The organism is Vibrio sp. Makdt (genome assembly GCF_027587015.1).
In the GTDB taxonomy this organism is placed as follows: Bacteria; Pseudomonadota; Gammaproteobacteria; order Enterobacterales; family Vibrionaceae; genus Vibrio; species Vibrio chagasii_B.
On the sequence record NZ_JAPPTH010000033.1, the window covers coordinates 21,809 to 44,279 of the forward strand.

Here is a 22,471-nt window from a genome sequence, read left to right on the forward strand (position 1 = left end):
TTTTCTCCTAGCCTAGATCGCCAAAACGGACTTGTAAGGCAGTAATTGCGGTTAGAGCTGCTGTTTCGGTACGAAGTACACGTGGGCCGAGTAGCGTCTCTTCAAATTTGTATTGTTCTGTCATGCCGATTTCTTCAGCCGACAAGCCACCTTCAGGGCCGATCAATAGGCGTACCTTACTGATAGGTTCTGGAAGGGTATTAATTGAGTATTTTGCACGAGGATGTAAGTTCAGCTTTAATGCTTCACTCGGTTCACTACACCACTCTTCAAGTTGCATGATAGGGCGAATCACTGGAACTGTATTTCGACCGCACTGTTCACACGCTGCGATCGCAATTTTCTGCCACTGAGCGAGTTTTTTCTCGAAGCGTTTAGCATCTAGTTTAACGCCGCAGCGTTCTGAAATCAGAGGAGTAATGGTATTCACACCAAGCTCTACTGATTTTTGGATTGTGAACTCCATTTTGTCGCCACGTGAAATCACTTGCCCCAGATGTAAGTCTAATGGAGATTCACTGCTGCGCTCGATTCGCTCAGTAACATTAACCGTCACATTCTTCTTTGATACTTCAGCAATTGTCGCTGGAAATTCAGCACCACTGCCATCAAAAAGAAGCACTTCTTGACCTTCTTTCATACGAAGGACACGACCAACATGACCCGCGGCATCTTCGCCTAAAGCGAGTGAACCTAACTGATGAATGCGTTCTGGGTGATGGATACGAGGGATTCTCATGCTGGTAAACCTATAAATATGATCATTTGGGTATTTTGTCTCTGCCTAACATGGATGCTTTTAGTTGAAAAAACAAGGGTAGAGCAAGAGTTTCAGGGGCAATTCTGAAACTCTTGTTTGAGACGGCTAGGAATGTGGGTTACGTGAGTGGCGTTATTTACAAGCTGGATAAACAAATGGGTTGTGATTCCCTTGGATGGCATAGATACGCTCATCACGAGTACATTCCCACTCATCGACAGGGAACTGCTTGTTCCACGCCATCATCAGATTGGTTTGCTGTTTAGATAGCTTGAAACCATACTCTTGGCTCATGTAAAGATAAGTTCGAGCGATAGAGCCTTTCGCTCTGTCTGGCGGCATCACCTTACGTTGCTTGAAGCTGACCTGCATTTCACACTGACCATAGCTTACTCCATCCATACCATTCCACTGACTGAAATTGTAGTTGGAGCGATCCCCGTTAACCTCACCAATTGCCGGCGTCAAGTTGTGAAGGTCGGCTTCCATGGATTTGAATATTTTGTCATTGCGGGTGCAGTTCTTGCGTCCACCGTCTTGCCAGCATTGTCGCTGGTGGCCAAATTGCCAAGCGGGAACCACGTGTTCCCACTCAATTCGACTGGCCCGTTTTTGTTGCTTTCGCACTTGATAACCACAGCCTGCAAGATCTGGAATGCCTTTCTTTTTGTCTTTCCAAGTAATGTCACAGCCACAATAGAATGAAGTCGGGTGATCAAGGTAAATCTTCACGGCTTCTTTTTTTGCTTTGGAGAATGAGCTTGGTGGAGCGGCGAAAACGCTTTGGGTTACCAGTAGGCCAAATACTATCGATAAGTAAAAAGACACCGATAGGCCAAGTGCTTTTGGAGTGGTTTTATACATAGAAAAAGACTGATAAAAGTATGATAAACATCAGTCTAGCACTCAAAGGATGGATTTCTCCATTACATTTCTATCATGAATTCCATTGAGTGCAGTTTTCTAAATTGGCGAGGGGCGCGATAAAATAAAGCTGGCGCCGAGTCGGGGAGTTAGCTGAGTTGCGTGCCTGTAAAGGCTAAGGTTTGATTACACTGCTGGCAGCGGTAGCTTGACTGGTTACGTAACACCTTGTTGTGACGTCTGATAGAAAGTGGATAAACCGTGCAGGCACAGCGATACTCAAAGGTCTTCCCTTGCACTGAGGATATCTCAAAGCTATGGGTCGTTTTAGCTGGCACGTTGAATACCTTTTCCATCACGTATTTCCATTCATTCCCGTGAGGTCTCACTCGTCCAAAGACTTGATGTGTAATCAGATGTGCCAGTTCATGAGGCACCACCTCGTTAATGAAGGCATCCTCATTCTCGGCGAAGAGTACATGGTTGAGCTTAATTTCATTGAGCTGAAGGTAGGCCTTTCCTGCCGCTTTACCTCTTAACTTGTAAGTAATGGTCGGGCATGGGAATTCACGAGAGAAATGTTGATTAGCGATAGCTAGGCACTCGGCCAATTTCTTATTTGCTCGATGTTGTTGCGGGGTGTAAGACAAACGTTGTTAACTCCAAAAAAAGGCCTCAGCGTTTAAGCTAAGGCCTCATCATAACATTGCTCGTTATTCTGGCGATAATTTATAGGTGGTGATTCTTCTTGATGATTTCGTGGTAGGCATGCCATGTACCATACCCAAGTAGCGGCATGGTGACGATCATACCAATGCCGTAGGTTGCAAAGCCCACCAGAATACCGGCACAAATAATACTTGCCCACACCACCATTGCAGGGATGTTGGATTTCACGGCATTGAAGCTGGTGAAGATTGCGCTCATCACATCCACGCGTCTCTCCATCATCAATGGAATAGAAAATGCTGAGATGCTGAAGATTAGGCTGGCGATAACAAATCCAATCACAGAACCCGTGATCAAGAAGGGCGCAAACTCTGCTAATGGTGCGCCTTGTACAGATGGATACAAAGCATGTAATAGAGCGGCGATACGCATCCAGAATATCATCGCGACCATTAATACAATCGCAAAGGCCCACTGGTGAGTCGAGTTGCGAGTAATGGCTTTCATTGAATGGAATAGGCTGGCGTTGTGCCCTTTTTCTCTTTCCCAGGCTGCGTCATACAAACCCAGAGCAAGAAAAGGTCCTATCAGCATGTACACAATCAAGCTTGGCATCACCACCAAGTGTGTTCCTTGCCATTGGACAAGTTGAACAATGGCGATTGCCGCTCCCATAAAGCACAAACCGTAAAATGCGCTGATTAATGGCATTCTTACTAAGTCATGCAGAGCAAGCGACAACCAATGAAAGGGTGCCGAGATACTGATTTGGTTGCAAGGAATGGTGCGAGCGTAATCCTTATCGCTGACCTTGTGTTTTTTATCGTTCAGTTCGGATGGGTGCGCGGTACGAGGCATAGATCCCCCTAGTTAAATAACGTCCTAGTTATAATTCCATAAGGCTCATCGATGTGGCTTGTGTGAGAGTTATGGTGTTGAGCTAAATTGCTCTTTGTCATCCCAGTTTTTGTTCTAGCGTGCATTTAACGAGCGTTATCAGACTGAATTAATTTAAGTTAAATGTGAGCTTGATCGCCTAGGAGTTACCTTAACTATTGTCAGTAGTGTTAGAAAACACAAATTATCAGCGGCTTTTTATACTTAGTGGTTAACGGTAAAGAAGGGCGTTAGAGAAAGAAGTAGCTAGTGAAGGTTCGGTAAGTACATAAAAATAAAGCCCTTACTAAGCAGTAAGGGCTTTAAAGAAACAAATCGCAGTGGCTAGATTATTTTAGGCCAGCGAAGTCAGCAAGGATTGCTGCTTTGTCAGTCGCTTCCCAAGGGAACTCTTCACGACCGAAGTGACCATATGCTGCAGTCTGCTTGTAGATAGGCTGTAGAAGGTTCAGCATCTCTTGAAGACCGTATGGACGTAGGTCGAAGTTTTGACGAACTGCTTCAATGATGATTTCGTGCGCTACTTTCTCAGTACCGAACGTTTCAACCATGATTGATGTTGGATCAGCAACACCGATAGCGTAAGACAGTTGAATCTCACAACGGTCAGCCATACCAGCTGCAACGATGTTTTTCGCAACGTAACGTGCTGCGTAAGCTGCAGAACGGTCAACCTTTGATGGATCTTTACCAGAGAATGCACCGCCACCGTGACGAGCTGCGCCGCCGTAGGTATCAACGATGATCTTACGACCAGTTAGACCACAGTCACCCATTGGGCCACCGATTACGAAACGGCCTGTTGGGTTGATGAAGAAGTTAGTGTCTTTGTTGATCCACTCTGAAGGAAGTACTGGCTTGATGATCTCTTCCATTACTGCTTCACGTAGGTCAGGTGTTGTTACTGAATCACAGTGTTGAGTAGAAAGAACAACAGCATCGATACCAACGATCTTACCTTGGTCGTACTGGAAAGTAACTTGAGATTTCGCATCTGGGCGAAGGAAGTCTAGCTTGCCACTCTTACGTACTTCAGCTTGCTTTTTAACAAGAAGGTGAGAGTAAGTGATTGGAGCTGGCATTAGGATTTCAGTTTCGTTAGTCGCGTAACCAAACATGATGCCTTGGTCGCCTGCGCCTTGCTCTTTCGGGTCTGCTTTATCAACACCTTGGTTGATGTCTGGAGACTGCTTACCAATTGTGTTTAGAACGGCACAAGAGTCTGCGTCAAAGCCCATATCAGAGTGAACGTAACCAATTTCACGAACTGTTTCACGAGTGATCTCTTCGATATCAACCCATGCAGAAGTTGTTACTTCACCGCCAACCATAACCATGCCGGTTTTTACGTAAGTCTCACAAGCAACACGTGCTTTTGGATCTTGTTCTAAGATGGCATCAAGAACAGCATCAGAGATTTGGTCTGCAATTTTATCTGGATGACCTTCTGAAACAGATTCAGAAGTGAATAGGTGCTTAGCCATGAGAGCTCCACTTTTAGTTTTTGGTGTAAATAGTTCATGGCGTCGCAAGCTAGGAAGCGCCGCCATTAAATACAGTATATTTTGTAGGTGTTTCTACATCTAGACGTCTATTCTAAATTCCAGCGGTCGAATTACAAGCTCTTTTTTATGATATGCCATAACTAAACGTTTGCGTGTTGGTTGAGATAAGCGGCTGACAAGTGATGTAAATGTTCGAAAATTGCGAAAAATGACCGTTAAAATGCCAGTAAAACGTTTGCAGTCGCAATAGTCGTTTGAGAGAATACCCGCGCTAATTAAAATGAAAACATTAGCACTATCTCTTTTTTAAATCGCTTATGTATCCAGGAGCAGACATGCCTTCTCGTAAAGATCTAGCCAATGCAATCCGCGCACTTAGCATGGACGGTGTTCAACAAGCAAATTCAGGCCACCCAGGCGCACCTATGGGTATGGCTGACATCGCTGAAGTTCTTTGGCGTGGCCACTTGAACCACAACCCAGCAAACCCAGAGTGGGCTGACCGCGACCGTTTTATCCTGTCTAACGGCCATGGTTCAATGTTGATTTACTCTCTGCTTCACCTTGCAGGCTACGAGCTTTCAATTGAAGATCTGAAAAACTTCCGTCAACTGCACTCTAAGACTCCTGGTCACCCAGAGTACGGTTACGCTCCTGGTATCGAGACAACGACGGGTCCTCTAGGTCAAGGCATCACTAACGCTGTTGGTATGGCAATGGCAGAGAAAGCACTGGCTGCACAGTTCAACAAAGAAGGCCACGACATCGTAGACCACTACACTTATGCATTCATGGGTGATGGCTGTCTGATGGAAGGTATCTCTCACGAAGCATGTTCACTAGCTGGTACGCTAGGTCTTGGTAAGCTGGTTGCTTTCTGGGATGACAACGGTATCTCTATCGATGGTGAAGTGGAAGGTTGGTTCTCTGACGATACTCCTAAGCGTTTTGAAGCATACGGCTGGCACGTAATTCCAGCAGTAGACGGTCACGATCCTGAAGCAATCAATGCAGCTATCGAAGCAGCTAAAACAGACCCTCGTCCAACGCTTATCTGTACTAAAACTATCATCGGTTTTGGTTCTCCAAACAAAGCCGGTACGCACGACTGCCACGGCGCTCCACTAGGTGCTGATGAAATCACAGCAACTAAAGCAGCGCTTGGCTGGGAACACGGTCCTTTCGAAATCCCAGCAGATATCGCAGCTGAGTGGAATGCGAAAGAAGCGGGCGCAGCAAAAGAAGCGGCGTGGAACGCGAAGTTTGACGCTTACGCAGCGGCTTACCCAGAGCTAGCAGCAGAATTCAAACGTCGTACTAACGGTGAACTTCCAGCACAGTGGGAAGAGAAAGCAAACGCAATCATTGCTGATCTTCAAGCTAACCCTGCAAACATTGCTTCACGTAAAGCATCTCAAAATGCTCTAGAAGCGTTTGGTCAAATGCTTCCAGAATTCATGGGCGGCTCTGCTGACCTAGCGCCTTCGAACCTAACTATGTGGTCCGGCTCTAAGTCTCTAGAAGCAAATGACTTCTCTGGTAACTACATCCACTACGGTGTACGTGAATTCGGTATGACTGCGATCATGAACGGTATCGCTCTGCACGGTGGTTTCGTACCATACGGCGCGACATTCCTAATGTTCATGGAATACGCTCGCAACGCAATGCGTATGGCTGCTCTGATGAAAGTTCAGAACATCCAAGTTTACACGCACGACTCTATCGGTCTTGGCGAAGATGGCCCAACTCACCAACCAGTTGAGCAAATGGCTTCTCTACGTCTGACGCCAAACATGAGCACATGGCGCCCATGTGACCAAGTTGAGTCTGCAGTCGCTTGGAAACTGGCTATCGAACGTAAAGACGGCCCAACGTCTCTAATTTTCTCTCGTCAAAACCTTGCACAGCAAGAGCGTAGCGAAGAGCAAGTAGCGAACATCGCGAAGGGTGGTTACATCCTGAAAGATTGTGAAGGCAAGCCAGAGCTAATCCTTATCGCGACTGGTTCTGAAGTTGAGCTAGCGGTTAACGCTGCTGCTGAACTAACAGCTGAAGGTAAGAAGGTACGTGTAGTATCTATGCCTGCAACTGACGCGTTCGACAAGCAAGACGCTGAATACCGTGAATCTGTACTTCCATCTGACGTTACAGCTCGTATTGCTGTAGAAGCTGGCATCGCTGACTTCTGGTACAAGTACGTTGGCTTCGGTGGCAAGATCATCGGTATGACAACGTTCGGCGAATCTGCACCTGCAGGTGAGCTATTCAAGATGTTCGGTTTCACTACTGAAAACGTAGTGGACACAGCAAAAGAGCTTCTTGCTTAATCATTGATTGACGGCCTTGCGCCAATAGTTAAATGAAAGATAAAAACCGAGCGCTGAGCTCGGTTTTTTGTATTTGGGATACCTTTTCTTCTAGGCTTATCTCTACAAGCGGCAGATTAACCTGTCCTCGTCTAACGGGATTATTCAACTAATGCCTTTTGGGTAGGATTCGGTTATCATCTGTTGCACGAAATTTTGGTTAGATGTACGGAACTATGCTAAAAGTCGCGATAAACGGATTTGGACGAATAGGGCGTAACGTATTACGCGCTGTTTACGAAAGTGGCAAAAGCCAACAAATCAAAGTAGTAGCTGTCAATGAGCTTGCTCAGCCTGACGCTATGGCTCACCTATTACAGTACGATACCAGTCACGGTCGCTTCGGTAAGAAGATCTCCAACGACCAAGAACACATCTATGTCCATCATGGCATCGGCGTGGAAGATAAAGGTGAGTTCGATACGATTCGTATTCTACACCTTGCTGATATCGAGTTGCTTCCTTGGCGTGACCTCGAAGTGGACATCGTTCTTGATTGTACTGGTGTTTACGGCTGCCGTGCAGACGGCCTAGCGCACATTGCTGCTGGCGCGAAAAAGGTACTGTTCTCACATCCGGGAGCTAATGACCTAGACAACACCATTATCTACGGCGTGAATCACGATACTATCGAAGCCGACCACAGAATCGTTTCTAACGGTTCATGTACCACCAACTGTATCGTCCCTATCATTAAGGTTCTTGACGAAGCCTTTGGCATTGAATCAGGCACCATAACGACCATTCACTCTTCAATGAATGATCAGCAAGTTATTGATGCTTACCACAGCGACCTTCGCCGTACTCGTGCAGCAAGCCAATCTATTATTCCTGTCGATACCAAACTGCATAAAGGTATTGAAAGAATCTTCCCGAAATTTTCTAACAAGTTCGAAGCAATATCTGTGCGTGTACCGACGGTAAACGTAACAGCGATGGATTTAAGTGTCACAATTAATACGAATGTGAAAGTTAATGACGTAAATCAAACCATTGTTAACGCATCTCAGTGTACATTACACAACATCGTTGACTATACTGAAGCGCCGCTCGTATCCATCGACTTTAATCATGATCCCCATAGCGCGATTGTTGATGGTTCACAAACTCGAGTGAGCAATGGCCACTTAGTAAAAATGCTAGTGTGGTGTGATAATGAATGGGGCTTTGCGAACCGAATGCTAGATACGGTTCTTGCAATGCAAGCTTCTGAAGGCAAGAAGTAAGACCTAGAAGCAAATGTGTGGATTATTTATTTTTTAGCTTGAAATAAATAACGAGAGTCCACATATTACTAGTAGTTAAAGAACTACCAGTTGAATAATTTATAGGCTTGGCAGGGTTGCTGAGTTTCCAAACTTTATTTTTATTTAAATTTGAGAGGACAAATCATGTCTGTGATCAAGATGACTGACCTGGAACTTGCAGGTAAACGCGTATTTATCCGTGCTGACCTAAACGTACCAGTAAAAGACGGTAAAGTAACTTCAGATGCACGTATCCTAGCATCTCTACCAACTATCAAGCTTTGTCTAGAAGCTGGTGCAAAAGTAATGGTTACTTCTCACCTTGGTCGTCCTACTGAAGGCGAGTACAACGAAGAGTTCTCTCTAGCTCCTGTAGTTAACTACCTAAACGACGCACTAGACTGCGAAGTTAAACTGGCTAAAGACTACCTAAACGGCTTAGAGCTAAACGCTGGTGAACTAGTTGTTCTAGAAAACGTTCGCTTCAACAAAGGCGAGAAGAAGAACGAAGAAGAGCTATCTAAAGCATACGCATCTCTATGTGACATCTTCGTAATGGATGCATTCGGTACGGCTCACCGTGCACAAGCATCTACTCACGGTGTTGGTACTCACGCTCCTGTAGCATGTGCTGGTCCTCTTCTTGCTGCTGAGCTAGAAGCACTAGGTAAAGCAATGGATAACCCAGAGCGTCCACTAGTTGCTATCGTTGGTGGTTCTAAAGTTTCTACTAAGCTAACGGTTCTTGAGTCTCTATCTAAAGTTGCAGACCAACTAGTTGTTGGTGGTGGTATCGCAAACACATTCATCGCAGCTGAAGGTCACAACGTAGGTAAGTCTCTATACGAAGCAGACCTAGTTGACACTGCTAAGAAGCTGATGAAAGAGTGTGCTATTCCAGTAGCGACTGACGTTGCATGTGCTAAAGCATTCGACGAGAACGCAGAAGCTGAAATCAAACACGTATCTGAAGTTGCAGACGACGACATGATTTTCGACCTAGGTCCAGATTCAACTGCTGCTCTAGCTGAAATCATCGGCAACGCAAAAACGATCCTTTGGAACGGCCCTGTAGGCGTATTCGAATTCAAGAACTTCGAAGCGGGTACAGCAGGTATCTCTAAAGCAATCGCTGAGTCTGCTGGTTTCTCTGTAGCAGGTGGTGGTGACACGCTAGCAGCTATCGACAAGTTCGGTATCAAAGCTGACGTTTCTTACATCTCTACTGGCGGCGGCGCTTTCCTTGAGTTCGTTGAAGGTAAAGTACTTCCTGCAGTAGCAATGCTTGAAGAGCGTGCTAAAGCATAATTGATTTAGAAAGGCGAGATGCGAATCTCGCCTTTTAACGTTTGCTGCATATCACACTTTTTTGCTAGAATGGCATAAGTTGTGAGCAAACGATTGCAAGTTTTTAAACTTAAGTTTTTTAATCTTAAAACGATAGAATAAATAGGACTATTTCCATGTCTAAGATCTTCGATTTTGTAAAACCTGGTGTGATTTCTGGCGATGACGTACAGAAAGTATTTGAAGTAGCAAAAGAAAACAAATTTGCTCTTCCTGCTGTAAACGTTGTTGGTACTGACTCTGTAAACGCAGTACTAGAAGCAGCTGCTAAAGTTAAATCTCCAGTAGTTGTTCAGTTCTCTAACGGTGGCGCTGCATTCTTCGCAGGTAAAGGCGTTAAACTTGAAGGTCAAGGTGCACAAATCCTTGGTGCTGTAGCTGGTGCTAAATACGTACACGCTGTAGCTGAAGCTTACGGCGTTCCAGTTATTCTACACACTGACCACGCTGCTAAGAAACTACTTCCATGGATCGACGGTCTACTAGACGCTGGTGAAGAGTTCTTCGCACAAACTGGTAAGCCTCTATTCTCTTCTCACATGCTAGACCTTTCTGAAGAGTCTCTAGAAGAGAACATCGAAACATGTGCTAAGTACCTAGAGCGCATGGCTAAAATGAACATGACAATCGAAATCGAACTTGGTTGTACTGGTGGTGAAGAAGACGGCGTTGATAACTCTGATATGGACGCATCTGAGCTTTACACTTCTCCAGAAGACGTAGCATACGCATACGAGAAACTAATGGCTGTTAGCCCACGTTTCACTATCGCTGCTTCTTTCGGTAACGTACACGGTGTTTACCAAGCTGGTAACGTTGTACTTACTCCAACTATCCTACGTGATTCTCAAGCATACTGTGCAGAGAAGTTCGGTATCGCACCTAACGCTCTAAACTTCGTATTCCACGGTGGTTCTGGTTCTTCTGAAGAAGAAATCCAAGAGTCTATCGGCTACGGTGTTATCAAAATGAACATCGATACTGATACACAGTGGGCAACTTGGGATGGTATCCGTCAGTACTCTGCTGATAACTTCGATTTCCTACAAGGTCAAATCGGTAACCCAACTGGCGAAGCTGCGCCAAACAAGAAGTACTACGATCCACGCGTATGGCTACGTGCTGGTCAAGCTTCTATGGTTACTCGTCTTGAGAAAGCATTCGCTGACCTTAACGCTGTAGACGTACTATAATTCTTTGAATTAAGTACTCTTTAAGTTTTAAAAACCCGCTCATCGAGCGGGTTTTTTTGTGTCTGATAAAAAATTGTATTATTTATGTGAAAAACCTAGCGTACGGTGAATAAATTTCGTAGTCTTTTAGTTATCGGTATTTGTGTTTATGCGTAAGCTTCCTTTATTCAAAGGCTTACATAAATATGACTTTGCAATCTGTCAAAGATAGGATATCGTGCCGAAAAACAGGGGTAGACACTCTGTTTCGTAAAAAGGACTTAGCAAGTTTTTACGTTAACGTTATGATTTAATTGTACAAATTAAAGGTGGCGGTTAAATAGTAAGGCTTGGTTTAAGGCAGTTTAGCTCATAGCATATTACATAGAGGATGCACATTATGGCTGAGAGTTCTACAACGATTGAGACCCCGCTTGTGGATGGTCTTTCAAATGCAGAACAATGGTTAACGGATAACTCAGATTTGTTTATTCAATACGGTGTAAACATTATTTCTGCGCTCGTTATTCTATTTATTGGTAACTTAATCGTTAAAGCAGTAGCGAATAGCGTGTCTAAGGTTCTTCAGAAGAAGAAAATGGACCGAGCGGTTGTCGAGTTTATCCATGGCTTAGTTCGTTACTTGTTATTTGTTATTGTTCTAATTGCAGCTCTTGGTCGCTTAGGTGTTCAAACAGCATCTGTCGTTGCTGTAATTGGTGCGGCTGGTTTAGCTATCGGTCTGGCTCTACAAGGCTCACTATCTAACTTTGCTGCTGGTGTACTTATTGTTGCATTCCGTCCATTCAAGTCTGGTGACTACGTGGAAATCGGTGGTGTAGCGGGTTCAGTTGATTCAATTCAAATCTTCCAAACTGTTCTAACAACACCTGACAACAAAATGGTTGTGGTACCAAACGGCAGCGTTATCGGTAGCCCAATTACGAACTACTCTCGTCATGACACACGTCGTATTGACCTAATGATCGGAGTTTCTTACGGTGCTGATCTACAAAAGACCAAAGAACTTCTGACTAAGATCTGTGAATCTGATGAGCGCGTGTTGAAAGAACCTGGCGTTCAAGTGGGTGTTCACGCACTTGCTGACTCTTCAGTTAACTTCGTGGTTCGTCCATGGGTTAGCACTGCAGAGTACTGGAATGTTTACTTCGACCTGATGCAAGCAATCAAAGAAGGCTTGGATAAAGAAGGTATCGAAATTCCATTCCCACAAATGGATGTGCACATGAATAAAGTAGAAGCTTAATTCTTTAATCGGCTTTTACAGCGGTAAGCTTTTATAACGAAAGGCGGATAACTTAGGTTGTCCGCCTTTTTTGTTGTTTTCAATATGATTCCTCTTACTCCTTAGTTGTTGTTACTGCTTAGCTTCTTTTCTTTGTATATCCCTATTTCGCGTTCTACTCGACGTCGGCCACAACGATGTTTTCAACATCGCATATAAGGGCTTTCTTACTTCTTTCCCTCCCAAGATAGCCAATAAACATAAACCGCCAGGAATCAGAATCATCATCAGTAGTGGTCGAAGTAGGTAAGAGAAGCAAAAGATCGTGGGCAGAAAAATAATCACTTGTCCCAGTCGGTTTAACAAATTCATCATCTCCGTATCTCCAAATTAAAATGAGCATGCTCATTTTTATAATTGAGCGCGCTCAATTTGTCAAATTAGAGCACTAAGAGTATGATCAAGCTTGATTTGAGAAGGGTGTATTTTCGTGAGTAAGAGAGAGATAACGAAACAGAAGATCCTAACATCTGCTTGGGAGCTGTTTGGGGAGAATGGTTATGACAACACCACAACTCGCCAGATCGCTCGTCACGCGGGTGTAGCAGATGGCACGGTGTTTAGTCATTTTGAAACCAAGCTGACGATTCTTCGAGAAGGAATGCTATCGCAGTTGGAAAAGATTGGTCAGGAGGTGTTAGCTGCTGAGCAAGATAAACGTGTTGTGGATGTCGGTATCTCGCTGATTGAACACTACTACCGCTATTATTTTGATAATGTTGAGTTAAGTCGAGCGTTACTCAAAGAGGTCATTTGGGATCTAGACTATTACCGCACCTTTGATCAGGCACTGTTTCAGACGGTTAATGTCGATGCATCTATTTCTGAAAAAATGCCATTGATTATGGATAGCTATTTCATGACCTTGATAAATCATTTAAGCCAACCGGAACCAAGCCTTGAAGCTGCGCTGAGTGAACTGAACAGTAAAATTCGAGTCATTCTAGCGTAACTCACTATATGAATGAGTTACTGATGTCTTCTCTGGCTTGGTCGGTAGTCTCTGTTCTTGAAGTGATTACCAGTATTGCTCAATCAGTCCATTGGTAAGCACTGCTGCAATTGCGAACATCATGGTCGCAACAGCGATATCAATGCCTTTCTTAACATTCGGTTTAGATAGCGTTGGGCCTAGCTTTGCTGCGCCCAATGACAAAGAGTAAAACCAAACGAACGAAGCCAAGATGGTTCCCATAGCAAAAGCAATTCTGTCGTTACCTTCAAACTGCCCGCCAATCGATCCAAGAATCACCACGGTATCTAAATAGAGGTGTGGGTTTAATACTGTCACCGCCAAGGCGCCCAAAATAACGGTGCGCTTACCACGAGCCAGTATCTCTCCTTTTGATTCCTCGCTTGAGGGCGCTTTAAAGGCACTGCGCAGTGATAACAAACCATACACGGTTAGAAAAGCGATGCCGCCTAACGTCACTGAGGTGAGTAGCAATTCATTTTGCGACAGAATCGCACCGCCACCAAAAATACCCAATGAGATAAACAGAGTGTCGAGCAGACTACAAATTGTCGCTGTGGTTAAATGGTGGTTGCGCTTTATTCCTTGATTTAGGACGTACGCATTCTGAGCGCCAATAGGGATAATCATGCTTGCCCCTAGACCAAAACCTTGCAATAAAACCCAAAAACTCATTTTAACCTCCACTTATTTAACGATATTTACGTGCTATATGGCGAAGATACTCCGACCCTTTAAATAAGTATAATTAATGATTTTAATCTATTATTAGAGTTGCTAATGTGGTGTTGAGTTAGCTTAAAAAGGAAGCAAATTGATGCGTGGATTGGATTATAAGTGGATAGAAGCACTGGATGCTGTGGTGAAACAACGTAGCTTTGAAAGGGCTGCGGAGCAGTTATATATCTCCCAGTCTGCGGTGTCTCAACGCATCAAACAGCTAGAAAAGTGGTTAGCTCAACCTGCTTTGGTGAGAGAAAACCCGCCTAGGCCTACCCCAGCTGGTAAAAAGTTGTTGGGTTTGTATCGCAGGGTTCGTTTGTTAGAGCATGAACTGGTGCCTGAGTTGATGAATGAAGATAGCGCGCAACCTTTATCAATATCTATTGCCACCAACGCGGATAGCTTAGCCACTTGGTTACTGCCTGCTTTGTCGGGTGTGATGAAGTCGCGCCAAGTGGAATTGAATCTTGCTATTCATGGCGAATCGAGAACCATAGAGAAAATCAAAAGTGGTGAAGTGGCAGGTGCTATTAGTTTGGAGTCTCAAGCGATTCCTGGCTGTAGTGCCGACTACCTTGGTCGCATGGATTATGTGTGTGTGGCGAGTCCTGACTTTCATCAACGTTATTTTTCTGAAGGGGTTAATTACACCACATTGAGAAAAGCCCCTGCAGTGTCATATGATCAATATGACGACCTACATAAGAAGTTTTTGCATGATCATTTTAATGTGCCTAGAGACAGTGTGATCAATCACACGGTCGGTAGCTCAGAAGCATTTGTACGTTTGGCATTGTCGGGCGTTGCCTACTGTTTGATTCCGAGGTTACAGATCATCGAGGAGCTAGAATCGGGTTCGTTGATTGATATTACCCCCGGTTTTTTATTGTCTTATCGGATTTATTGGCACCATTGGCAGCTTGAAAGTGGGGTACTTAAAGAGATCTCGCAAGCGATCTTGAGTTTTGCTCACGAACATCTACCACAGTAAGTTGGCGGTTTTTTCAGCGTCAAAGTTCTGTTAGAAGTGTTGCGTCTGGATTGGATAAGCGACAAATTACTCTATGATGAAAAGACATTTGTTTAGCATAGGTCTCCCCCCATGAAGTTTGTACCAAAGATGTTAGCAACCTCTCTTGCCCTTACTGCTGCCTTGAGCGCTGTGAGCTTTTCTGCATTGGCTAACTCGCCATCTTTTCCGCATATTTCTACCACCGGTTATGGCGAAGTAATCGCGACGCCCGATATGGCGACGTTTTCGGTCAGAGTTGTAGAGTCAACGATGACGGCAGAACAAGCAAAAATCACCGTTGATAAAGTGGTAACCGGTTTTCTTAACAAGCTGCACCAAGCCGGTGTTGATGAGGCGAGTGTACACAGCTCTAACCTGTACCTAGCACCTCAATATCACTATCCAAAAGACGGCAAGCCAGAGTTAGTCGGTTACCGAGCTTCACGTAATGTGACGGTCGAAGTAAAAGAGTTATCGAATCTCAATGAGTATATGGATATTGCTATTGCTCAAGGGATTAACCAGATCGATAACATCCAATTGCAAGTGCGTGACCAGGCTAAATACCAAGAACAAGCGCGTTTAGAAGCCATCAAAGACGCAAGAGCGAGAGCGAAATCATTAGCGACGGGTTTTGAGCGTGAGCTTGGTGACGTTTGGCGTGTGGATTACAACGCACAGTCTTCTCAGCCGGTATTAATGCGTTCTATGGCAATGGATGCGAGAACAGAATCTAACTCTTATGAAGACTCAACGATCACTATTCGTGATCGTGTCAATGTGATCTATCAGCTTGAAGAATAATTAGATCATCATGATCTAATTGCCTACCATAGGCCAAATACTAAAAAGGCTCTCGTAATGAGAGCCTTTTTGTTTTTCTAATATCGAGTTCGATGATTAGTGAAGTAGACGAGCACGGATGGTGCCTTCGATTTCTTTCAGTTTAAGCAATGCTTCTTCTGAACGGTCCGCCTCTACATCGATAACTACATAACCCATATCAGCCGCAGTCTGTAGGTACTGACCCGCGATGTTGATGCCTTCTTCAGCGAAGATGGTGTTGATCTGAGTTAGGATACCAGGGCGGTTTTCGTGAATGTGCAGTAAACGAGACGTGCCTGTATGTAGTGGCAATGATACCTCTGGGAAGTTAACACTTGATAGAGTAGAGCCGTTATCAGAGTATTTCGCTAGCTTGCCAGCCACTTCAACACCGATGTTCTCTTGCGCTTCTTGAGTAGAACCACCTACGTGAGGTGTAAGAATCACGTTATCGAACTGCATCAACGGAGACTCAAATGGGTCAGCATTGGTTTTTGGTTCGGTTGGGAATACATCGATAGCTGCACCAGCAAGGTGGCCAGAATCTAGAGCACCACACAGAGCAGGAATATCGACTACAGTGCCACGCGCTGCATTGATAAAGATAGAGCCTGGCTTCATACGCTCGAACTCTTCTTTACCCATCATGTTCTTGGTTTCGTTAGTTTCTGGAACGTGCAAAGAGATCACATCACACTTGTTCAACAGTTCTGTCATGGTGTGAACTTGCGTTGCGTTACCCAAAGACAGCTTGTTTTCAATATCGTAGAAGTAAACACGCATACCAAGGTTTTCTGCAATAATACCAAGCTGAGTACCAATGTGACCGTAACCGATAATGCCTAAACGCTTACCACGAGCTTCGTAAGAGTTGTCTGCACTCTTTTTCCAGATGCCACGGTGCGCAAGAGCGTTCTTTTCTGGGATGCCACGCAGTAGTAATAGAACCTGACCAAGAACCAGTTCCGCAACGCTTCGCGTATTTGAGAATGGTGCGTTGAAGACAGGTACGCCACGTTTTGCAGCCGCTTCAAGGTTTACTTGGTTAGTACCGATACAGAAACAACCGATAGCAACCAATTTTTCAGCAGCATCAATCACTTCTTGGGAAAGGTTTGTGCGAGAACGAATACCGATGAAGTGAGCATCTTTAACTGCTTCAAGTAGTTCATCTTCAGGTAGTGAGCCTTTGTGGTACTCAATATTTGTGTAACCAGCGGCTTGAAGTACTTCTACTGAAGAAGGGTGAAGACCTTCTAGAAGTAGAATTTTTATTTTTTCTTTTTCCAGTGAAACTTTGGCCATTGTTCTCGTCCTTAAAATGGAAAGGTTGGGCAAATGCGGCGCACGTGCTACAAAATGGCTGAAAGGGGAACAAACTCACCACTTTGTTAGGAGACAAACGTTTTCCCTGTGCGTCTTCTGAACAATAAAGTAACAAAAAAAAAATGTTTTGGGTAAGAAAATTACGGAATAAGACATAATTTTACAGGTGCAAAGCAAAAAAAACGGCGCCCTTGAGCACCGTATGTAATGAAGTAACAGAAAAACTCAATTTTCTATTATTTATTCTTCGATTTTTGCACCTTCAGGGGTACCTGTGATAACCACATCTGCACCACGGTGTGCGAATAGGCCAACCGTTACCACACCAGCAATACCATTGATGATGTCTTCTAGCTGTTTCGGGTTTTCAATAGCCATGCCGTAAACATCTAGGATCACGTTGCCGTTATCCGTTGTACAACCTTCACGGTAAACCGGGTCACCACCAAGCTTAACTAGCTCACGTGCCACGTATGAACGAGCCATTGGGATAACTTCTACCGGTAGAGGGAATTTACCCAGTACATCAACAGCTTTCGTGCCATCAACAATACATACAAATTTATCAGAGATAGCCGCTACGATTTTTTCACGAGTTAGAGCTGCACCGCCGCCCTTGATCATGTCGCGAGTTGGGTTGATCTCGTCTGCGCCATCTACATAGATGTCTAGCTTAGCAACATCATTACACTCATACACTTTGATCTCTAGCTCTTCTAGGCGTTGCGTTGAAGCAACAGAGCTTGAAACTGCACCTTTGATTTTGTCTTTCATTGTGCCCAGTGCGTCGATGAAGTGATTTACTGTAGAGCCAGTACCAACACCTACAATGCTGCCTTCTTCAACATATTTAAGTGCTGCCCAACCAGCTGCTTTTTTCATTTCATCTTGAGTCATGCCATTCTCCTGAATAAGGTCTTGCGCTTTGAATTAATCGTTCGCGTATTGAAGTTAACGTTTGTATATCAAGGTTAACGTTTGCGGCGGGATTATAGCGCTTTAATGGTCACTTTCCCATTGCCAAGTTTTACTCGGAGTCACGATTTTAGGTAACGGAATGTCCCACTCCTCAATCGGTAGAGTATCGACATGTTGGCAATCGTGAGCTAAACCAATTGGAGTTGCACCTTCGCCGGTCGCAAACCACTTTGCTAGGGTGCGATCGTAATAGCCGCCGCCCATACCTAAGCGGTGACCATGAGAGTCAAAGCCGACAAGGGGCGTCAGGATGAGGTCGAGTTGCTGACAAGGTTTCACCAACGTTTGATTAAGCTGGGGTTCTACAATGCCGTACTTATTTAAAACAGTGGGTGTGGTTGGAGAGTAGTGCAGAAACAACAGGTGTCCGTCAGAGAACGGGTGTAATACTGGTAAATAAGTTTGCTTACCTTGCGACCATAACCACTCGATTAAAGGTTGGGTATCAAGTTCACCATCGATCGAGATATAAAGTGCGATATGTTGAGCAGACTGAATGTCATCGAGTTGAGCGCACTGCTTAACTAAGTCTAAACCGGATTGAGCTTGTTGTTCGTTAGATAGGGAGTTGCGCTTAATACGGATCTGTTTGCGAAATTCGCTGCGTGTGAGCGTCTTCATAAGAAGGGATACCCCAAAGTGCCGTTGAGAATAGATGGCCCTTGAACCAGCGAGTTCAAGGCGGATCAGCAATGATTACCGTAGGCTTCTCGGTCGGGCCGAGCATGCTCAATAGCACTCAAGTACTAACCCTTAGGGATTGCTTATCGGCTCGGGGACGTGAATCCTCTGACAAACACTCCAGGGTAAATTTTGTGTACGCTATTGCTGTCCGTGCTTAACCTTACTGAGAACATCTGAAAGTGATGTTGTGAGCTGTTCCATTCGCTCGGTCAGTGCGTTTTGTTCGTCATTTGCTTCAAATTTCTTGGTTTGTAATTCATAGCAAATGTTCAGAGCTGCGATAGTCAGCAGCTTCACTTCATTGGTTACCTTAGTACGTTCAGCCATCTCTTTCAATCGATTATCAAGATCGGCCGCCGCTGCAATCAATGACTCTTCTTGCCCTGGTGGACAATTCACTCGAGTCAGTTTTCCTAATATTTCAACGTCTACCGCTTGATTACTCATGATGGATGAACTCTTTAACGCGCTATTTTAAGGCTGTTGCTCTTCGTTATTTTCTTGAAACAAAAAGTGCAAGTACCGATGAGGAAGCAATCTCCTCTGAGGGAGAAACTATAGGTAAACCGCTATTAAGATTCAAGCTTTTCAGAGTGACTGTTTGTAAATGAGAGCTTGAGCACACAGTAATTCAGCAAATTGAACAATTGGTAGTCAGTCATTCTTCAATTGCTAGGGATCGATGCTTACCAGAATTGGGGTGAAGTGGTACGATTATACTATCGATATAAAGAACAACTGAGCGAGCTATCTGATGAGCGAAACTACTTTACCTGATTACCTAACGGTTGCGACTGAACTTCAATCGGCAAGTCTAGCCGTAACCCCTGCTGAGATGCACGGTTTATTAACGGGTATGTTAAGCGGAGGCTTAAGCCTTGCAGATAAAAGCTGGCAGCCACTGATCTTTGATTACACCAATGAAGGCATGGGTTGGCCAGACCGCGCGTTAACCTTAGCGGAAGCAACCCTGAAGGTAACTACTAACGAGATCACAGGCTCAGGCATGGAATTGTCTATGTTGTTACCTGACGAAGACGCAAGTGCAAGCCTGTTTGATTTGGCGGATGGTGTGTCTGACTGGATTAACCACTTTATCTCTGGTTTAGGGCTTGTTGGCGCTCAGTTAAACAAAGCATCGGAAGGCACTAAAGAAGCACTGGCTGATCTTGAAGAGATGGCAAAGCTAGGCATTGATGAAGATGATGATCTAGAAGAACAAGCACAACTTCTAGAGCACGTTATTGAGCACGTAAAAGCGTGTGCATTAACCATTCATGCTGAATTCGGTGCACGCCCATCTGAAGATGCGGCGCCAACCATTCACTAATCGTTTGTCGGTTTGAGGTTATGATGGCTCAATATGATGTTGTAATTGCTGGTGGTGCGATGGCAGGGGCAACCTTAGCCCTGGCTTTGAATCACCTAAGCCAAGGTTCACTGTCGATTGCGGTAGTGGAGCCTTATCAGGTTGATCATCAAGCTCACCCTGGATTTGATTCTCGTTCGATCGCTTTGTCTTATGGCACAGTGCAGATCCTTGATTCGTTGCAGTTGTGGCAATCGATCGCTCCTGTCGCTACCCCGATTAAAGATATTCATGTCTCGGATCGTGGGCATGCAGGGATGACTGATATTTACAGCGAAGATCTTGCGGTTGATGCACTTGGTTATGTGGTCGAGTTGGCGGATGTCGGTCGAATCTATCAGCAAAAGCTGGAGTCTGAAGCGAGCATCACGATGTTGTGCCCTGACTCAGTAGCGAAAATTGAGCGTAGTGATTTACTGACGACCATTGACCTTAACAGTGGGCAAACCATTACTACTAAGTTGTTGGTTGCAGCTGACGGAGCGATCTCTACCTGCTGCCAACAACTGAATATTTCGTTGAGCGAGCATGACTTTGAGCAAGTGGCTGTCATTGCCAACATTGTGGCGAGCGAGCTGCATCAAGGTCGTGCCTTTGAGCGTTTTACCCATCATGGGCCAGTTGCTTTATTGCCGATGACGGACAACCGCCTATCGTTAGTGTGGTGTTTACCTCCAGAGCAAGCTGATAAAGTCATGGCTTTAAATGACAGCCAGTTCCTTGAACAGCTGCAGAATGATTTTGGTTGGCGATTAGGCCGTTTAGAGAAGGTGGGTAAGCGTGCGAGCTATCCTCTGATTCTTCGTCACCGACAACAAAATATCTCTCATCGATTTGCGATTGTCGGCAATGCCGCTCAAACTCTTCACCCGATCGCGGGTCAGGGCTTTAACCTTGGTATCCGTGATGTGGCTTCTTTAGCCGAAGAGTTGTGTACTCAGTTGGATGATGTTGGTCGATACACTGGTCTTGTTAACTTTAGAAAACGTAGAGAACAGGACAGAGGGGCGACGATTACACTGACATCGAGCCTAGTGCATCTGTTCTCAAATGACTTTTTAACCGCTCGTATCGGGCGCAACCTTGGGTTATCTGTTATGGATAACCTTCCACCACTTAAAGGTCCACTTTTGCGTCATACGCTTGGCCTAGTAGAAAGATAAGGTAGATAAATAATGATGCAAAGTGTTGATATCGCAATTGTTGGTGGAGGGATGGTTGGCTTAGCGCTTGCTGCTGCCCTGAAAGACAGCGACCTGAGAATCGCTGTGATTGAAGGCAGAGCGCCTAGTGAAGGGCTGAATGAACTGCCAGACGTACGAGTTTCTGCATTGAGCCGTTCTAGTGAGGTGATTTTGCGTAATCTAGGTGCGTGGCAGGGAATTGAACAAAGACGTGCCGCCCCTTATCAAGCGATGGAAGTATGGGAACAAGATAGCTTCGCACGCATTGAATTTGATTCAACGCGTTTAGCGCAACCGAACCTCGGTCATATTGTTGAGAACCGTGTGATTCAATTAGCCTTGCTTGAGCAAGTGAAGAGGCAAGACAATGTGAGCCTGTACATGCCTGCAACGTGCAAAACAATGGCAATTGGTGAAAGTGAAGCATGGCTGACTTTAGATAACGGTCAAGCACTAACGGCTAAACTCGTTGTGGGTGCGGATGGAGCTAACTCTTGGGTTCGCAAGCAGCAAGATATTCCGCTAACGCATTGGGATTATGGACACAGTGCAATTGTTGCTAATGTTAAAACCGCAGAACCGCATCATAGTGTGGCTCGTCAAATATTTACGCCACAGGGTCCGTTGGCATTCTTACCAATGCAACCGAGCAACATGAGCTCGATTGTTTGGTCTACTGAGCCTAATCGTGCCGAGAACCTAGTATCAATGTCGGATGCTGAATTCAACAAGCAGTTAACAGCTGAGTTCGATGCAAAGCTTGGCTTATGTGAAGTGGTTGGTGAGCGTTTTGCTTTCCCATTGCGTATGCGATATGCGCGTGACTTCGCAGTAGAACGCGTAGCTTTGGTGGGTGATGCAGCGCATACCATTCACCCGCTTGCAGGGCAGGGCGTTAACCTTGGTTTGTTAGATGCAGCCAGCCTAGCACAAGAGCTATTAAAGCTTTGGGCTGCAGGTGAAGACATTGGTACTAAGCGTAACTTACGTGGTTATGAGCGCTGGAGAAAAGCAGAAGCGGCGAAGATGATTGCTTCGATGCAGGGCTTTAAAGATCTGTTTGAAGGCGATAACCCAGCTAAGAAGCTGATTCGTGGCATAGGTATGAAGCTTGCGGGTCAGTTGCCTGGTGCAAAAGATGAAATTATGAAGCGAGCTCTGGGTCTTGCGGGTAATCTTCCTGATCTGGCAAAGCGCCCTGTGATTCATCGATAACGCCTGAATGTACCTATGATTCGTAGAGTCATTAATGCGAAAAAAG

22 protein-coding genes and 1 other RNA gene are annotated in these 22,471 nt (G+C 44.9%); 11 read left to right on the forward strand and 12 right to left on the reverse strand.

From position 1 onward, the window contains the following. Nucleotides 1-7: 7 nt before the first annotated feature. From rsmE to metK, 5 genes are all read right to left on the reverse strand, one after another. Entirely contained in the window at nt 8-739 is a 732-nt protein-coding gene (gene rsmE, locus OH460_RS24915; RefSeq protein WP_061032418.1) for a 16S rRNA (uracil(1498)-N(3))-methyltransferase, read from the reverse strand. Nucleotides 740-892: 153 nt separating this feature from the next. Next, on the reverse strand, nt 893-1,624 hold the full coding sequence (locus tag OH460_RS24920) for an endonuclease (protein WP_269999891.1): 732 nt from the start codon (nt 1,622-1,624) through the stop codon (nt 893-895). Nucleotides 1,625-1,773: 149 nt separating this feature from the next. Further along, complete coding sequence (locus OH460_RS24925; protein WP_102424753.1) at nt 1,774-2,274, reverse strand: SprT family zinc-dependent metalloprotease; 501 nt, start codon at nt 2,272-2,274, stop codon at nt 1,774-1,776. A 79-nt stretch (nt 2,275-2,353) separates the two neighbouring features. Then, entirely contained in the window at nt 2,354-3,151 is a 798-nt protein-coding gene (locus tag OH460_RS24930) for a DUF2189 domain-containing protein (RefSeq protein ID WP_008223581.1), read from the reverse strand. Nucleotides 3,152-3,519: 368 nt separating this feature from the next. Next, nucleotides 3,520-4,674, reverse strand: a complete 1,155-nt coding sequence (metK, locus tag OH460_RS24935; RefSeq protein ID WP_004738986.1) for a methionine adenosyltransferase — start codon at nt 4,672-4,674, stop codon at nt 3,520-3,522. 356 nt (nt 4,675-5,030) lie between these two features. On the opposite strand from metK, the gene tkt reads away from it, so the two are divergent. The 5 genes from tkt (at nt 5,031) to mscS (ending at nt 12,097) form a co-directional block, all read left to right on the forward strand. Further along, the gene (gene tkt / locus OH460_RS24940) at nt 5,031-7,025 is read left to right on the forward strand and encodes a transketolase (RefSeq protein WP_269999895.1); all 1,995 of its coding nucleotides are present in this window, start codon (nt 5,031-5,033) and stop codon (nt 7,023-7,025) included. Nucleotides 7,026-7,240: 215 nt separating this feature from the next. After that, complete coding sequence (epd, locus tag OH460_RS24945; protein WP_008223573.1) at nt 7,241-8,290, forward strand: erythrose-4-phosphate dehydrogenase; 1,050 nt, start codon at nt 7,241-7,243, stop codon at nt 8,288-8,290. Nucleotides 8,291-8,455: 165 nt separating this feature from the next. Next, nucleotides 8,456-9,619 (forward strand): phosphoglycerate kinase, encoded by a 1,164-nt coding sequence (locus OH460_RS24950; protein ID WP_061032422.1) that lies wholly within the window; start codon nt 8,456-8,458, stop codon nt 9,617-9,619. A 155-nt stretch (nt 9,620-9,774) separates the two neighbouring features. Beyond that, nucleotides 9,775-10,851, forward strand: a complete 1,077-nt coding sequence (gene fbaA, locus OH460_RS24955) for a class II fructose-bisphosphate aldolase (protein WP_061032423.1) — start codon at nt 9,775-9,777, stop codon at nt 10,849-10,851. A 379-nt stretch (nt 10,852-11,230) separates the two neighbouring features. Further along, on the forward strand, nt 11,231-12,097 hold the full coding sequence (mscS, locus tag OH460_RS24960; RefSeq protein ID WP_269999898.1) for a small-conductance mechanosensitive channel MscS: 867 nt from the start codon (nt 11,231-11,233) through the stop codon (nt 12,095-12,097). A 111-nt stretch (nt 12,098-12,208) separates the two neighbouring features. Here the strand turns inward: mscS and OH460_RS24965 are convergent, their stop codons facing one another. Next, a complete protein-coding gene (locus OH460_RS24965; RefSeq protein ID WP_269999899.1) occupies nt 12,209-12,451 on the reverse strand; it encodes a hypothetical protein in 243 nt (80 codons plus the stop codon). Between the two features lie 115 nt (nt 12,452-12,566). On the opposite strand from OH460_RS24965, the gene OH460_RS24970 reads away from it, so the two are divergent. Next, nucleotides 12,567-13,088, forward strand: a complete 522-nt coding sequence (locus OH460_RS24970) for a TetR/AcrR family transcriptional regulator (RefSeq protein WP_269999900.1) — start codon at nt 12,567-12,569, stop codon at nt 13,086-13,088. Between the two features lie 66 nt (nt 13,089-13,154). On the opposite strand, the gene OH460_RS24975 is transcribed toward OH460_RS24970, so the two are convergent. Next, nucleotides 13,155-13,784, reverse strand: a complete 630-nt coding sequence (locus OH460_RS24975; RefSeq protein ID WP_017629563.1) for a LysE/ArgO family amino acid transporter — start codon at nt 13,782-13,784, stop codon at nt 13,155-13,157. Between the two features lie 142 nt (nt 13,785-13,926). Between OH460_RS24975 and OH460_RS24980 the strand changes: the two genes are divergently transcribed. Together OH460_RS24980 and OH460_RS24985 are read left to right on the forward strand one after the other, a co-directional pair. Then, nucleotides 13,927-14,823, forward strand: coding sequence for a LysR family transcriptional regulator ArgP (locus OH460_RS24980; RefSeq protein WP_269999903.1), 897 nt, complete (start codon nt 13,927-13,929; stop codon nt 14,821-14,823). Nucleotides 14,824-14,934: 111 nt separating this feature from the next. Continuing rightward, nucleotides 14,935-15,648, forward strand: a complete 714-nt coding sequence (locus OH460_RS24985) for an oxidative stress defense protein (protein WP_269999905.1) — start codon at nt 14,935-14,937, stop codon at nt 15,646-15,648. Between the two features lie 96 nt (nt 15,649-15,744). On the opposite strand, the gene serA is transcribed toward OH460_RS24985, so the two are convergent. The 5 genes from serA to zapA form a co-directional block, all read right to left on the reverse strand. After that, a complete protein-coding gene (gene serA / locus OH460_RS24990; protein WP_061032428.1) occupies nt 15,745-16,974 on the reverse strand; it encodes a phosphoglycerate dehydrogenase in 1,230 nt (409 codons plus the stop codon). A 261-nt stretch (nt 16,975-17,235) separates the two neighbouring features. Then, a complete protein-coding gene (gene rpiA, locus OH460_RS24995; RefSeq protein WP_004739007.1) occupies nt 17,236-17,892 on the reverse strand; it encodes a ribose-5-phosphate isomerase RpiA in 657 nt (218 codons plus the stop codon). Between the two features lie 102 nt (nt 17,893-17,994). Then, nucleotides 17,995-18,594 carry a 5-formyltetrahydrofolate cyclo-ligase gene (locus tag OH460_RS25000; protein WP_269999907.1) on the reverse strand — a complete coding sequence of 200 codons (600 nt, stop codon included), beginning with the start codon at nt 18,592-18,594 and terminating at the stop codon, nt 17,995-17,997. Between the two features lie 6 nt (nt 18,595-18,600). Beyond that, nucleotides 18,601-18,784: non-coding RNA, 6S RNA (gene ssrS, locus OH460_RS25005), on the reverse strand. A gap of 11 nt (nt 18,785-18,795) precedes the next feature. Next, nucleotides 18,796-19,104 (reverse strand): cell division protein ZapA, encoded by a 309-nt coding sequence (zapA, locus tag OH460_RS25010; protein WP_004735366.1) that lies wholly within the window; start codon nt 19,102-19,104, stop codon nt 18,796-18,798. A 307-nt stretch (nt 19,105-19,411) separates the two neighbouring features. Here zapA and OH460_RS25015 point away from each other — a divergent pair, with 307 nt between their 5' ends. The 3 genes from OH460_RS25015 to OH460_RS25025 are packed head-to-tail and all read left to right on the forward strand — an operon-like array spanning nt 19,412 to nt 22,425. Then, on the forward strand, nt 19,412-19,987 hold the full coding sequence (locus OH460_RS25015) for a YecA/YgfB family protein (protein WP_061032430.1): 576 nt from the start codon (nt 19,412-19,414) through the stop codon (nt 19,985-19,987). Nucleotides 19,988-20,010: 23 nt separating this feature from the next. After that, the gene (gene ubiH / locus OH460_RS25020; RefSeq protein WP_269999909.1) at nt 20,011-21,189 is read left to right on the forward strand and encodes a 2-octaprenyl-6-methoxyphenyl hydroxylase; all 1,179 of its coding nucleotides are present in this window, start codon (nt 20,011-20,013) and stop codon (nt 21,187-21,189) included. A 12-nt stretch (nt 21,190-21,201) separates the two neighbouring features. Beyond that, nucleotides 21,202-22,425 (forward strand): FAD-dependent 2-octaprenylphenol hydroxylase, encoded by a 1,224-nt coding sequence (locus OH460_RS25025; RefSeq protein WP_269999908.1) that lies wholly within the window; start codon nt 21,202-21,204, stop codon nt 22,423-22,425. Nucleotides 22,426-22,471: the final 46 nt, after the last annotated feature.

Bases quoted from the DNA above. Each gene is read 5' to 3' on its own strand.
- epd (WP_008223573.1), top strand. From the start codon at position 7,241: ATGCTAAAAGTCGCGATAAACGGATTTGGACGAATAGGGCGTAACGTA.
- OH460_RS24975 (WP_017629563.1), bottom strand. From the start codon at position 13,784: ATGAGTTTTTGGGTTTTATTGCAAGGTTTTGGTCTAGGGGCAAGCATG.
- mscS (WP_269999898.1), top strand. From the start codon at position 11,231: ATGGCTGAGAGTTCTACAACGATTGAGACCCCGCTTGTGGATGGTCTT.
- fbaA (WP_061032423.1), top strand. From the start codon at position 9,775: ATGTCTAAGATCTTCGATTTTGTAAAACCTGGTGTGATTTCTGGCGAT.
- tkt (WP_269999895.1), top strand. From the start codon at position 5,031: ATGCCTTCTCGTAAAGATCTAGCCAATGCAATCCGCGCACTTAGCATG.
- OH460_RS25025 (WP_269999908.1), top strand. From the start codon at position 21,202: ATGATGCAAAGTGTTGATATCGCAATTGTTGGTGGAGGGATGGTTGGC.
- OH460_RS25015 (WP_061032430.1), top strand. From the start codon at position 19,412: ATGAGCGAAACTACTTTACCTGATTACCTAACGGTTGCGACTGAACTT.
- OH460_RS24930 (WP_008223581.1), bottom strand. From the start codon at position 3,151: ATGCCTCGTACCGCGCACCCATCCGAACTGAACGATAAAAAACACAAG.
- zapA (WP_004735366.1), bottom strand. From the start codon at position 19,104: ATGAGTAATCAAGCGGTAGACGTTGAAATATTAGGAAAACTGACTCGA.
- metK (WP_004738986.1), bottom strand. From the start codon at position 4,674: ATGGCTAAGCACCTATTCACTTCTGAATCTGTTTCAGAAGGTCATCCA.
- OH460_RS24980 (WP_269999903.1), top strand. From the start codon at position 13,927: ATGCGTGGATTGGATTATAAGTGGATAGAAGCACTGGATGCTGTGGTG.
- OH460_RS24950 (WP_061032422.1), top strand. From the start codon at position 8,456: ATGTCTGTGATCAAGATGACTGACCTGGAACTTGCAGGTAAACGCGTA.
- OH460_RS25000 (WP_269999907.1), bottom strand. From the start codon at position 18,594: ATGAAGACGCTCACACGCAGCGAATTTCGCAAACAGATCCGTATTAAG.
- OH460_RS24965 (WP_269999899.1), bottom strand. From the start codon at position 12,451: ATGATGAATTTGTTAAACCGACTGGGACAAGTGATTATTTTTCTGCCC.
- rsmE (WP_061032418.1), bottom strand. From the start codon at position 739: ATGAGAATCCCTCGTATCCATCACCCAGAACGCATTCATCAGTTAGGT.
- ubiH (WP_269999909.1), top strand. From the start codon at position 20,011: ATGGCTCAATATGATGTTGTAATTGCTGGTGGTGCGATGGCAGGGGCA.
- serA (WP_061032428.1), bottom strand. From the start codon at position 16,974: ATGGCCAAAGTTTCACTGGAAAAAGAAAAAATAAAAATTCTACTTCTA.
- OH460_RS24985 (WP_269999905.1), top strand. From the start codon at position 14,935: ATGAAGTTTGTACCAAAGATGTTAGCAACCTCTCTTGCCCTTACTGCT.
- rpiA (WP_004739007.1), bottom strand. From the start codon at position 17,892: ATGACTCAAGATGAAATGAAAAAAGCAGCTGGTTGGGCAGCACTTAAA.
- OH460_RS24920 (WP_269999891.1), bottom strand. From the start codon at position 1,624: ATGTATAAAACCACTCCAAAAGCACTTGGCCTATCGGTGTCTTTTTAC.